Annotated in this window: 11 protein-coding genes and 1 pseudogene; 3 read left to right on the top strand and 9 right to left on the bottom strand. The window is 75.3% G+C overall.

Translation table 11 applies throughout. The features are described from left to right. The 5 genes and pseudogenes from KPL57_RS26890 to KPL57_RS26870 form a co-directional block, all read right to left on the bottom strand. Window positions 1-862: pseudogene (locus KPL57_RS26890) on the bottom strand (N-acetylmuramoyl-L-alanine amidase); the annotation flags it as partial. A 202-nt stretch (window positions 863-1,064) separates the two neighbouring features. Continuing rightward, window positions 1,065-1,391 (bottom strand): thioredoxin, encoded by a 327-nt coding sequence (trxA, locus tag KPL57_RS26885; protein WP_226353634.1) that lies wholly within the window; start codon window positions 1,389-1,391, stop codon window positions 1,065-1,067. A 50-nt stretch (window positions 1,392-1,441) separates the two neighbouring features. Then, complete coding sequence (gene trxB, locus KPL57_RS26880; RefSeq protein ID WP_226353633.1) at window positions 1,442-2,455, bottom strand: thioredoxin-disulfide reductase; 1,014 nt, start codon at window positions 2,453-2,455, stop codon at window positions 1,442-1,444. 192 nt (window positions 2,456-2,647) lie between these two features. Beyond that, complete coding sequence (locus KPL57_RS26875; RefSeq protein WP_226353632.1) at window positions 2,648-3,217, bottom strand: hypothetical protein; 570 nt, start codon at window positions 3,215-3,217, stop codon at window positions 2,648-2,650. Window positions 3,218-3,336: 119 nt separating this feature from the next. Beyond that, window positions 3,337-3,849 (bottom strand): sigma-70 family RNA polymerase sigma factor, encoded by a 513-nt coding sequence (locus tag KPL57_RS26870; protein ID WP_020622546.1) that lies wholly within the window; start codon window positions 3,847-3,849, stop codon window positions 3,337-3,339. A gap of 215 nt (window positions 3,850-4,064) precedes the next feature. Between KPL57_RS26870 and KPL57_RS26865 the strand changes: the two genes are divergently transcribed. Then, complete coding sequence (locus tag KPL57_RS26865) at window positions 4,065-4,244, top strand: hypothetical protein (protein WP_226353631.1); 180 nt, start codon at window positions 4,065-4,067, stop codon at window positions 4,242-4,244. 193 nt (window positions 4,245-4,437) lie between these two features. On the opposite strand, the gene KPL57_RS26860 is transcribed toward KPL57_RS26865, so the two are convergent. The 3 genes from KPL57_RS26860 to KPL57_RS26850 all read right to left on the bottom strand — a co-directional run bounded on the left by KPL57_RS26860 (window position 4,438) and on the right by KPL57_RS26850 (window position 8,802). Continuing rightward, window positions 4,438-5,709: a protein kinase family protein gene (locus KPL57_RS26860; RefSeq protein WP_226353630.1), complete on the bottom strand. Its 1,272-nt coding sequence runs from the start codon at window positions 5,707-5,709 to the stop codon at window positions 4,438-4,440. A gap of 253 nt (window positions 5,710-5,962) precedes the next feature. Next, complete coding sequence (locus KPL57_RS26855; protein WP_226353629.1) at window positions 5,963-8,257, bottom strand: DUF6049 family protein; 2,295 nt, start codon at window positions 8,255-8,257, stop codon at window positions 5,963-5,965. After that, window positions 8,254-8,802, bottom strand: coding sequence for an NUDIX hydrolase (locus KPL57_RS26850; protein ID WP_226353628.1), 549 nt, complete (start codon window positions 8,800-8,802; stop codon window positions 8,254-8,256). The genes KPL57_RS26855 and KPL57_RS26850 overlap by 4 nt, the downstream gene beginning before the upstream one ends. 195 nt (window positions 8,803-8,997) lie before the next feature. Between KPL57_RS26850 and KPL57_RS26845 the strand changes: the two genes are divergently transcribed. After that, window positions 8,998-10,473 carry a CCA tRNA nucleotidyltransferase gene (locus KPL57_RS26845; protein ID WP_226353635.1) on the top strand — a complete coding sequence of 492 codons (1,476 nt, stop codon included), beginning with the start codon at window positions 8,998-9,000 and terminating at the stop codon, window positions 10,471-10,473. A 125-nt stretch (window positions 10,474-10,598) separates the two neighbouring features. Beyond that, window positions 10,599-11,210 (top strand): YqgE/AlgH family protein, encoded by a 612-nt coding sequence (locus KPL57_RS26840; protein ID WP_226353627.1) that lies wholly within the window; start codon window positions 10,599-10,601, stop codon window positions 11,208-11,210. Window positions 11,211-11,373: 163 nt separating this feature from the next. On the opposite strand, the gene KPL57_RS26835 is transcribed toward KPL57_RS26840, so the two are convergent. Further along, the coding region (locus KPL57_RS26835) for a hypothetical protein (RefSeq protein ID WP_374203795.1) at window positions 11,374-11,640 on the bottom strand (267 nt) is incomplete at its 5' end.

Here is an 11,640-nt window from a genome sequence, read left to right as displayed (position 1 = left end):
CTGGATCAGCCCGGCGAGCGCCTCGCCGACATTGGACGTGGTTGCCCGACCCGGTGCCGAAGTAGTAGGTCGCCAGACCCTGCGCGTGCGGGCTGAAGCTCGCGTCGGTGTGCAGCGACACGACCAGGTCCGCGCCGACGTCGTTGGCGAACTGCGCGCGCTCGCTGTCCGGCGGGTTGCCGTTCTCCGGGCGGGAGAGCAGGGCCTCCATCCCGGTGGCCGACATGCGGCCGACGACCCGGCGGGCGAGGTCCCACATCAGGTCGGCGGTGACCCGCCGACGTCGACGCCGCGGTCGTGTCCGCCGTGGCCCGGGTCGATGACGATGCGCTTGCCACGCATCCGCGGCCCGGCACGGCGCAGCAGCTCCTGCTCACGCAGCAGATGCGGACGACCGCCGGTGACCTTGCGGCCGAGCTGGCGCAGTGCGCGCAGCGTCTCCGGCCCGCAGACACCGTCGGGGGTCATGCCGTAGTCCCGCTGGAAGCGGATCAGGGCCTGCTCGGTCTGCTGGCGAACAGCCCGCTCGGCCGGCCCGGGTTGTACCCGAGCTCGAGCAGGCGTTCCTGCAGGTGGGCGACGTCGTCGCCGGTGGTGGGGGTGGAGAGCGTGAACGACAGCATCGGTCGCCCAGGCTCCATCCCGCCTCCCGCAGCGCACGGGCGGTGTCCGGGCCGACGATGCCGTCGGTGATCAGGCCACGGCCCTGCTGGAACATGCGGACGGCGCGGTCCACGCCGTCGTCGAACATGTCCTGGGCGCGCGAGCCCGGCGGCACCGCCGGGAGCAGACCGAGCTGTCCCAGCGTCGTCCGGATCTCGCGTACGGCCGGACCGCAGTCCCCGCGCCGGAGCAGCTGCATGCACCCCTCGCTCGCAGTCGTGAGGCGCCGTGCGACGCCCGTGATGGGTCGGTTTCGCCCGGTGACCGGACGCGTGCCGGACTCATTGTGCCCTGCCCGACCCCCGGAGGAGTGCAGCGGGGCGGATACGCGCGTGTCCCGGTTGTGATCAACCGGGACACGCAGCGTGATATCTGTGCGCTATACGGCGCACGGAGTGTGATCAGATGTGGTCGGCGAGATCGGCGAGCAGCGCCGCCTTCGGCTTCGCGCCCACGATCTGCTTCACCGGCTTGCCGCCGGAGAACAGGATCATCGTCGGGACCGACATGACCTGGTAGTCGCGAGCGACCTCCGGGTTGGCGTCGATGTCGAGCTTGGCCACGGTCAGCTTCTCGGAGTTCTCGCCCGCGATCTCGTTCAGCACCGCGGCGACCATCTTGCACGGGCCGCACCAGGTGGCCCAGAAGTCGACCAGGACGGGCTTGTCGCTCTTCAGGACGTCCTGGTCGAACGAGCTGCTGGTGACGTCGACGGTGTTGTTGCCCATGGGGTTCTCCTTCGGTCGCGGATGCGGGTCTGGTGGGTGCCGGTGGGCGGTCAGTGCGCGGCGTCGGCGACGGCGGCCGCCGGGGCGGTCTCCTCGGAGCCGTAGCTGCCACCGACCAGCTCGGAGCTGATCTCGTGGCCGGCCAGCCAGCGCTCGGCGTCGATCGCGGCCGAGCAGCCGGAGCCGGCGGCGGTGATCGCCTGGCGGTAGGTGTGGTCGACGAGGTCGCCACAGGCGAAGACGCCCGGGACGTTCGTGTAGGTGGTACGTCCGTCCACCTTCACGTACCCCTCGTCGTCGACGTCGACCTGGCCCGCGACCAGCGCGCTGCGCGGGTCGTGGCCGATCGCGACGAACATGCCGGTGACGTCGAGCGTGCTGGTCTCACCGGTCACGGTGTCGCGCAGCTGCAGCTGCTTGACCGAGCCCTCGCCGGTCACCGCGGTGACCTCGGAGTTGGTGCGCCAGCGCATCTTCGGGTCGTTCTTCGCGCGCTCGTACATGATCTTCGAGGCACGGAACTCGTCGCGACGGTGGATGACCGTGACGGTCTCGGCGAAGCGGGTGAGGAAGGTGGCCTCCTCCATCGCCGAGTCGCCACCGCCGATGACGGCGATGTTCTGGTCGCGGAAGAAGAAGCCGTCACAGGTGGCGCACGAGCTGACACCGCGGCCGAGGAGCTCCTGCTCGCCGGGGACGTGCAGGTAGCGAGGGGCGGCACCCATCGCGAGGATCACCGCACGGGCCCGGAAGGTCTCCTTCTCGACCCGCACCTCCTTGACGTCGCCGTCGAGGCGGACCTCGTCGACGTCCTGCGGGCGCAGGTCGGCGCCGAAGCGCTCCGCCTGGCCGCGCATCTGCTGCATGAGCTCGGGGCCCATGATCCCCTCGGTGAAGCCCGGGTAGTTCTCCACCTCGGTCGTGGTCATCAGGGCGCCGCCGAACTGGCTGCCCTCGAACACGAGCGGGGCGAGCTGGGCCCGCGCGGCGTACACCGCGGCGGTGTAGCCGGCCGGCCCGGACCCGATGATGATCAGGTTGTGCACCGTGTCGTCGGTGGTCACCGGTACCGATCCCTCCTGGCACGCCCGCGAGACGGGCGCGATGACGGGGCCTGCGGGTGCCGGCCCTGCTGGCCGGCTCCTGCGTCGTGGCTGCCGTATGGCTCGAACGCGATCCTAGACAGGGGCATTCCCGCCCGTCGGTCCCGCCGAAGGTGGCCAGGGTGACGCGGGCGTCGCCGGTGCCCGGCCGGGTCAGCCGGTGGTGGTCCCGGTGGTGGTCTCGGCGAGCACCCGTGCGGAGCCCGGCCCGCAGTCCGGTGGTACGACGACGAGCCGGTAGCGGCCCCGTTCCGGTGCGCCGAGGACCAGCAGGACCGCCGGACGGCCGTCCACGACGTGCGGGCGGGCCGCCAGGAACGGCGCGTCCGGCCGGGCGGCGCCGGCCGCGGTGAGGCAGGCGCGGACCCGGGCGGGGTCGTCGAGCGCACCGACGGGTGCCGCCGCGCCCGCGGCGGCGGACCGGAGCTCCTCCGGCGCGGTCCCGGCGACCGGGACGACCTCCGGGACCGTGGGGGCGAGCGCGCCCGCACCGGCGACGGAGACGACGACTGCCGCCGCGGCGACGGCGAGCGCCCGCCAGGGGGTGCGCCGGAGGCTGTGGGCGGCGCTGCGTCCGGCGGTCCTCAGCGGGCCGCTCCCGCCTACCGGGAGCGCGTGGGAGTGCGGTCCGGTGGCGCTCCCCGACGCCTCCGCGACGAGCCGCGCCCGCATCCGCGCCGCCACGTCGTCCGGCATCGCCACCGGGCCGAGCTCCCGGGCCACCCGGGCTCCGACCTCGGCGAAATCTTCCTCGTCGACATGACACGAAGCAGGTGATGCGCGGTTGTCGTCGTTCTGACGATTGACGCGGACCTCATTGTCGTCGAACCGGTGAGAACTACTCATCCCTCGTCCTCCCGCAGCACAGGGGCCAGCCGGGCCCGGGCGCGGGCCCGGCGGCTCTTCACCGTCCCGGGCGCCACGGCCAGCATCTCCGCCGCCTCCGCGACGCCGTAGCCGAGGCCGTCCACGAGCACCAGGGCGGCCCGCTGGTCCGCCGGCAGCAGGGCCAGCGCGTCGGAGACGGCGAGCCGCACCACGAGCCCGCCCGCGTGGTCCCGGGCGGCGACGACGGCCTCCAGCGTCCGCAGCCGGTCCCGCCGCCGCCCGGCCGCGCGGAGCCGGTCGACGCAGTCGTTCACGAGGATCCGGTGCAGCCACGTCCCCGTCGCCGCGTCACCGCGGAACCCGGGCGAGCGGAGCGCGGACAGGAACGCCTCCTGCACCGCGTCCTCGGCCTCGGCCCGGTCGCCGAGCATCCGCAGGGCCACCGACCAGAGCCGGTCGGCGTACCTCCGGAACATCTCGTCCAGGTCGGGCTGGGCCCGGTCCGGGATCCGGTCGACGGTCGTCACCCGCGCACGGTAGGCAGCGCGACGGAGTGCCCACGGGCGTTGCCGGGCCGGTCCGTCGCGATCGCGAACGGGTCAGCTCAGGGGGCGGTGCGGCGGAAGGTGACGTCGTCGATCTGGGTCTGGTTGTTCGGACCCAGGTTCGTGATCCACAGCAGCACGTGCTGGGTGGGGCGGCTCGGGTCGAGCTCCACCGTCGTCCGTCCCGCGGACAGGGGGTGACGGTGTCGAGCAGCGTCGTGTCCGCCAGCGTCGGCGCGGCGGACGGGGCCGAGCGGACCTGCACGACCGCGCCCGCGGTCGGCGAGTCGATGGTGAGCCCGGTGAGCGGTTCGGCGGCGCCGAACGAGGCCAACACGCCGATCCCGGGCTTGAGCGCCGGGAAGGGCTGGAAGTAGCGGCTCGTACTCCACACGGTGGAGGGGTCACCGTCGACGACGTTGCCGACGGTGCCGGCGTTGTCCGCGTCGCCGACCGGGTCGAACACCGTCGCCGACACGCCCTGCACCGCGACGCCCGTCCCCGACGGCGCGGCCGGGCCCTGTGGGGCGGGCACCTGCTGCTGCACCGGTGCGCTCGCCGCGGGCGGGATCACGACCGGCGGGGTGCCACCGCCACCGAACAGCATGCCCAGCTGCACGGCCACCCACCCGAGCAGGGCCAGCACGCCGACGGCGAGCACTCCGAGACCGATCCGCAGGTTGCGGCGGCGCCGGGGGTCGTTGCGGGTGTCGGGCAGCCGGTCGGAGTCCTGCCACACGTCGTCCGGCTCGGCGGGGGCGCCGTCGTGCACCGGCGGGAAGAACGCCTGGTCGGCGTCCTCCGCGACGACGTCCGCCAGCATCCGGTGCATCGCCGCGGCGGTGTGCACCCGGCTGACGCCGTCGCCCTGGCCGAGCGCTCCGCTGCACAGCGTGTCCAGCTCCAGCGGCACCCGGGGCGCAGCTGCGACGCCGGGCGCAGCTGCGACGCCGGGCGCAGCCGGCCCGCGGGCGTGCGGTCGGCGGCGACGAGCCCGGCCCGGGCGGCGTCGGACACCGACAGCGGCCAGCGCCGGGTGAGCAGGCAGTAGAGGATCCCGCCGAGCCCGCGGACGTCGTCGGCGGCGGACACCGACGGGCGCGGGAGCAGGAAGGCCAGCATGGCGCGGCCGTCCGGGGTGATCCGGACCCGCTGCGGGTGGTCGCAGCCGAGGACCAGGCCCTGCTGGTGGGCCTCGGTGGCGGCGGCCGCCAGGGTCTCGACGGCCTTCGCGGCCCGCTGCGCGCGGACCGGGCCCTCGGCCACGGTCTCGGCCAGCGACCGCCCGGGCACCCACTCGGCGACGGCCGCGCCCAGGACGTCGGCCGGCAGGCCGTGCGTGCCCGGGGCCAGGACGTCGAGCAGCCGGGCACTGCCGGAGTGCTCGAAGCAGCCCGAGCGCAGGGCGCGCACGATCATCTCACCGGCGCGGGCGGTGCCCTCGGGGTCGTCGGAACGGTCGTCGGCGGGCAGCCTGCGCAGCAGCGTGACGCCGACGGGACGGCGCAGCACGGTGTCCTCGGCGCGCCAGAACTCCGCCCCGGCGGCCGGGTCGGACCCGATCCGCTGGCGGAGCACGTAGCGCTCGGTGAGCGGCGAACCCGCCGTCGTGCTCGCGGTCTCGCGGACGGCCGGGATGCGCTCGGTGGGCCGGGCCTGGGCCGGAACGGCGGGAACGGCGGCCGTCGGCTGCTCGTCCGCGGGCGCCCCGGCGGTCCCGGGCGCGTCGGCGGTCGCCGCGGCGTCGACGGGGTCGAGCGACGGGTGCGGACGAGGTGCCGCGTCGTCCTCGACGGGGTGGGGGCCGGTCCGGGCAGTGCGCTCGCCGATCTGCCCGCTCAACGGCCTCGCCCTCCCCTGGCGCTCGGTGTCGTGTCCGGCGTCAGCCTACGGCACTCGGTCGGATGCGGACGAGCCGAGAACACGCCCCCGGACCCGTCTCCCCTGTCTTCGGCGGCGGGTGCCGATCGGTTTGCCCACCCATCCTCGCGATTCGCCCGGAAGCAGCGGTGATGCGACGAGCGGTCAATACCGTACGGCGAACGACGTCGGTGTTCCTTGTCTCCCCGATGCCTCCCCGACGTCCGTCCCGGGCTCAGGAGCGGTGGGCGCGTCCGGACGGCGCCGGCCTCGGTGGCACGGGGGCGTCGGGGGGCGGGCCCGGCCCGGGGCCGGGTCCCGGGCCACCGGACGGACCGGGTGCGGCGGCCGGCCGCAGCCTGCGCAGCACCCGTCGGACCACCAGGACCACGAGGACGCCGCCCGCGATCGCGGTCAGCCAGACGGTGACCGTCCCGTAGACGGTCGACCGGACCCGCAGCCGGGTGTCCGGCCCGAGCGCGACGCCGTCCGGGGTGAGCAGACCGGCGTCCACACTGAACACCCCGGAGCGGGTGACCTGGGCGCTGACCCGCACCTGGACGCGGCCGCGCGGCGGTACCGCCTGCACCTCGATCGGGGCGACCCGCAGACCGGTGGTGCTCGACAGCACCACCCGCACGTTCATCGTCACCGGCAGCCCGTTGGCGACGGTGATCAGCAGCGGTGCGTCGCTGGTCCCGAGCGAGTACGGGCTGGGCGGCTCGACCACCCGCACCGAGGCGCGGATCTGGGCCACCCGGTCGGCGACGACGGTCTGCTCCTGCTCGGCGCGCGCCGGGTCGCCCCGCCACCACGACGACACCGCCCGCAGGGTGCCGGTCACCAGCGGGTCGAACACGTCGGCGGGGCTCGCCCCGACCCCGGTGCGGGCCTCGGCCGCGGCGCGCAGCGCCTCGATCGTCCTGACCTGGTCGGCCACCCCGGACACGACGCTCCCCGGGATCTCCGCGCCGCCGGCCTGCGGTGGGTAGAACAGCTGTGTCCCGCCGGTCCGGATCTCGCCCCCGGTGAGGGTGGGCAGGCCGGTCGGGGCGATCCGGCCGTCCTCGATCAGCGAGGTCAGGGCGGTCAGCACTCCGGCGGCGGCCGGTCCGTCCGCGGCCCAGCGGTGCGGCGGCGCGACGACCAGCGGCCCGTCGGCCTCCCCGGCGCGCAGCGCGAGCGCCCCGGCGAGGTCCTGGCCGGCGAGCCCGTCCGCGGCCCCCTGCTGCACCTCGACACCGGCGGGTCCGGTCGCGGCCTCGGTGAGCAGCGGGTCGGTGAGCAGCGCGGACTCGTCGCCGTCCCGGCCGGTGCCGTCGGAGCCGCCCACCCGGACCCGGCCCGACGCCGTCGCGCCGGTCACCCCGTCGGCGGAGAGCAGCAGCCGGGTCCCGCCGCCGAGCGCGTCCAACGTCGCCTCGTCGACGACGCCGTCGACGGGCCACACGACGCGGTCGAGGACCGTGGTCCCGAGCTCGGCGGACAGGGTCCGGCGGCCGCTGTCCAGCGCGGTCCGGGCGAGGTCGGCCTGACCGCCGCGGACCAGGGCGACCAGGTCGGCGTCCGACGGCGGCAGGGCGATCACGCAGGTCCCGCGCGCGGCCGCGGTCAGCGCCGCGAGCCACTGGCCCGCCGCCTCCGCGCCGCGCCCCGGCTCGGACTCGTCGGGGCCGGTGACGACGTCGTAGCCGTCGCGCATGGCCGCCGCGGTGGCCACGAGCTCGGGGTCGATCGCCAGGCAGAGCGCGGACCGGGTCGGGGACCCGGCGGGCGCCGCGGAGCCCAGCGCCTCGACCAGGCCGCGCAGCCGCCCGCCCTCGGCGAAGGAGACCGCGAGGTCGTCGTCGGTCAGCAGCGGCGGCTCGCCGGGCAGCGGCGGGACCCGGCGCGGGGGGTCGGTGATCGGGTACAGCATCGTCACCGGCGCGGCGGCCCCCGGCGCCGGCGGCGACGCGGCCCCCGGGAGCGACGACACCGGCAGCAACGTGCGGACCCCGGCCAGCCGCGACGGCGCGCCGTCGACGGTCCCGTTGAGGTTCACCAGCAGCGGGTAGGTGCCCGGGCCGGGCAGCGCCAGCGTCGACTGCGGGGGCCCGGTGAGCGGGACGGCGTAGCGGAACGGGACCGACGCACCCGACGGCAGCGGGCCGAGATCGGCGAACGGCGGCGTCGCGTCGTCGACCGCAGCCTCCCCGGCCAGCGCGGTCCGCAGCGCCGCCTCACCGGTCAGCGCCGGCCCGCGCTGCACCCGGACGGACAGGTCGTCGACGGTCGCCGGGCCGGTGTTGGTGACGGTGCCGGTGACGACGAGCTCGTCCGGCCCCGCCGACGTCACCACCCGCGGGGTCATCGTGGCGACGTCGAGCCGGACCGGGGCGGCGGGCTGCTGGGCCGGTTGCCGCACCGGTTGCTGCACCGGACTGTCCCGGGCGGCCGCCTGCGGGGCGCCCGCCGGGAACGCCGCGGGGAGGAACAGCGCCACCACCGCGGTGAGCACGATCGCGACCAGGGCCGCGACCCGGCTCACGCCGTCTCCTCCAGCAGGTCGGCCGCATGCCGGATCAGCCGGCGCTCGTCGGCGTAGGCGAGACGGCCCTCGAGCTCGTCGAGCGGAACCCAGGCCACCTCGGAGACCTCGACGTCCTCGTCGCAGAGCTCGCCGCCGAGGGCGCGCATCAGGTAGTGGTGGACCGTCTTGTGGACGCGCCGGTCCTCGGCGACGAACCAGAAGTCGATGGTGCCCAGGGGAGCCAGCACCTCACCGATCATGCCGGTCTCCTCCTGCACCTCGCGCACCGCGGCCTGCTCCGCGGTCTCACCGGCCTCGATGTGGCCCTTGGGCAGAGACCACAGCAACCGGCCCCGGCGGTCCAGCCGGCCGATCAGCGCGGCGGCGCCGGTCTCGGGGTGCACGACGAGCCCACCGGCGGACGTCTCGTCCACCGTGCGCAGCCGGCGACGACCGTCCGGGGACCGGTCGGAGCGCCCGGCACGGCCGGCGCGTGCGCTCCGGCTCTCACGGCCGGGTTCCGCGCCGCGCCCTGCCGAGGAGCGGCCGCGGGATGGGGACATGTGGCGATGGTAACGAGGAGGTGGCCCGAAGGGGGGCGACGAGCCGCCCGCGGCCGTGGCGTCACCCGGTCGCCCCGTCGTCGATCACCGGTCGGACGGTGCGGGACGACCGGAGGACCCGTGCCCGGCGGCCGGGCGCGTTGCCTAGACTGGCCCGTCGTGTCCTCGTCGTCCCCGTCCTCCACCGCCCGACAGGTGACCCGGCTCCCGGCCGGATCCGCCCCGGACCCGGACGAGTTGCAGCGAGCACAGGAGAACGCCGTGGTCGCACTGCTCGACGTCCCGGCCGTCGCCGACGAGCTGGCCGCCCGGTTCGCCGCCCGTGGGCACCTGCTCTACCTCGTCGGCGGCAGCGTCCGCGACGCCGTGCTGCGCGGCACCGGCGCGTCGACCCGGGACTCCGGCGACCTCGACTTCACCACCGACGCCCGCCCCGAGCAGATCCTCGCGATCGTGCGCGGCTGGGCCGAGGCGGTCTGGGACACCGGGATCGCGTTCGGGACCGTCGGACTGCGCCGCGACGGGCAGACCCTCGAGGTGACGACCTTCCGCGCCGACACCTACGACGGCACCTCCCGCAACCCGGAGGTCCGCTTCGGCGACACCGTCGAGGGCGACCTCGTGCGCCGCGACTTCACGGTCAACGCCATGGCGGTCGAGCTGACCGGGCCGCAGCGCCGCTTCGTCGACCCGCACGGCGGGTTCGCCGCGCTCGCCCAGGGCGTCCTGGACACCCCGGACACCCCGGAGCGCTCCTTCTCCGACGACCCGCTGCGGATGCTGCGCGCCGCCCGGTTCGTCTCCCAGCTCGGCTTCTCCCCCGCCGCGCGGGTCACCACCGCGATGACGGCGATGGCCGACGAGCTGACCCGGATCACCGCCGAGCGGGTACAGGCCGAGTTCTCCAAGCTGATGCTCGGCGAGCACCCCCGGCGGGGTCTGGAGCTGCTCTGCGACACCGGTCTGGCCCGGCACGTCGTCCCCGAGGTCCCGGCGATGCAGCTGGAGACCGACGAGCACATGCAGCACAAGGACGTCTACACCCACTCGCTCGTCGTGATGGAGCAGGCGATCGAGCGCGAGACCGACGGGCCGGACCTCACGCTGCGCCTGGCCGCGCTGCTGCACGACATCGGCAAGCCGGCGACCCGGCGCAAGGAGCCGGCCGGGCGGGTCTCGTTCCACCACCACGAGGTGGTGGGGGCGAAGATGGCCCGCAAGCGACTGCGGGCGCTCAAGTACCCGAAGGCCCTGGTCGACGACGTGTGCCAGCTCGTCTACCTGCACCTGCGGTTCCACGGCTACGGCAAGGGCGAGTGGACCGACTCGGCCGTGCGCCGCTACGTCGCCGACGCCGGGCCGCTGCTGGAGCGGCTGCACCAGCTGGTCCGCTCGGACTGCACCACGCGCAACCGGCGCCGGGCCGCGGCCCTGCAGCGCAACTACGACGGCCTGGAGAACCGGATCGCCGAGCTGCGCAAGCAGGAGGAGCTCGACGCGGTCCGCCCGGACCTGGACGGCAACCGGATCATGGAGCTGCTGGGCATCCCGCCGGGGCCGGCCGTCGGGAAGGCCTACCGGCACATGCTGGCGCTGCGGATGGAGCAGGGCCCGATGGACGCCGAGCATGCCGAGGCCGCGCTGCGGGCCTGGGCGTCCGAGAACCTCTGACCCGGACGTACGTCCTGTACGGACGTACACATCGGTGGACGTACGTCCTACACGAACGTATGAACTATCATGTCCGGAGTACGACGCTACGGCGAACGGGTGGCAGAACCGCGTCCGCGTCGTAGGTGCGAACATGGACCCGTGCGGGAACACCGCGCCACGCGAGGCGCCGCTCTTCCCCGGTCACGCCGGGGAGTCTGCTCGTCGCCGCCCCCGGTCTGGGCGACCCGAACTTCTCCCGGACGGTCGTCTACATGATCGAGCACCGTCCGCAGGGCAGCCTCGGGGTCGTGCTCAACCGGCCGGGCCAGGCCGCCGTGCGGGACGTGCTCCCGCGCTGGGCCGGGCTCACCAGCGACCCCGGGACCATGTTCGTCGGCGGGCCGGTGGAGGCCCGCACCGCGCTCTGCCTGGCCGCCCTGCGGACCGGGGAGACCGGCAGCGGGATCGGCGGGCTGATGCCGGTCCGGCCGCCGGTGCAGCTGGTCGACCTCGACTCCGACCCGGCCCCGCTCGCGCGGCGGCTGCGCGGCCTGCGGATCTTCGCCGGCTACTCCGGCTGGGACGCGGGTCAGCTGGGTGGCGAGATCGCCCGGGGTGACTGGTACGTCGTCCCCGGCCTGCCCGACGACCTGCTGACCACCGTCTACGACCAGCTGTGGGAGCGGGTGCTGCGCCGCCAGGGCGTCCCGCTGGCGCTGCTCGCCACGTTCCCGCGGGATCCGGCCTGGAACTGACGCGGCCGACCGCGTCGCGGTCCACGTGGCGCCGTTCGAGCGGATCACCCTCGACGGGGAGACGGTCCGCCCGCAGTCCGGCGGGTTCTACGGGGGCCGGGTCACCGACGAGGTCGTCGGCCCGTTCACCGGCGGGCCGGGTTTCCGCGGCCGGTGGGCCCGGTCAGGCCTCGTGGGACAGGCCGGTGCGGGCCCCGGGCTCGGAGCCCGGCTCGGTGCCGGTCGCGTCGCGGCAGCCGGCCACCAGGTCGCAGCCGGCGCAGACCCCGCCGCAGCTCGGGGCCGCGGCCTGCGCGGCGATCGCCGCGGCGGCGGCCCGCGCCCCGACCGCGCCACCGAGACCGGCGAGCACGACCGTCCCGACCAGCGCGATCGCGCCGAGCACCCACGGGGCGGCGCCGGGGCGGTCCAGGGCCAGCAGCACCGTCCC

The sequence above is a fragment of the Pseudonocardia sp. ICBG601 genome, assembly GCF_020496245.1.
The sequence above is the reverse complement of the archived record's forward strand: the minus strand, read 5'-3'. Positions and strand labels throughout refer to the sequence as shown.

Coding starts and splice junctions, on each gene's coding strand:
- KPL57_RS26850 (WP_226353628.1), bottom strand. CDS start 8,802: ATGTCCCCATCCCGCGGCCGCTCCTCGGCAGGGCGCGGCGCGGAACCC.
- trxA (WP_226353634.1), bottom strand. CDS start 1,391: ATGGGCAACAACACCGTCGACGTCACCAGCAGCTCGTTCGACCAGGAC.